The organism is Nitrosospira sp. NpAV, from assembly GCF_000832065.1.
In the GTDB taxonomy this organism is placed as follows: Bacteria; Pseudomonadota; Gammaproteobacteria; order Burkholderiales; family Nitrosomonadaceae; genus Nitrosospira.
Map to the genome: position 1 here is coordinate 1 of NZ_JXQM01000252.1, position 322 is coordinate 322.

Annotated in this window: 1 protein-coding gene; it reads right to left on the reverse strand. The window is 45.7% G+C overall.

What is annotated here, in order from left to right; translation table 11 throughout:
- Positions 1 to 308: COX15/CtaA family protein (locus SQ11_RS16030; protein ID WP_232298060.1), on the reverse strand; the 308-nt coding region annotated here is incomplete at its 3' end.
- Positions 309 to 322 lie beyond the last annotated feature (14 nt).

Below are 322 nucleotides of genomic sequence, written 5' to 3' on the forward strand. Positions count from 1 at the left end.
GGTTCCAGCACGAACATGGCGGGAGGAATCAGAAAACCATCCATCAGAGGGAACGTATTATATGCCCTCCCAGCATGGATACCTGCCACCAAGCCACCAGATAGCACCATAATAAATATCAGCCCGGTCAACACCTGAGCAAATCTTTTAAGCTTATGTATGGATAGTGGATCTGATAAATGCGTATTAGCAGGTGAAATCAATCCAGTGGCCACCCAGAACATAGCGGCATAAATAATGAAAGCAAGACCAAGGTGCGCAGTCAGTCGGTACTGACTGACATAAATATTATCTGCCAAGCCACTCATAACCATATACCAGC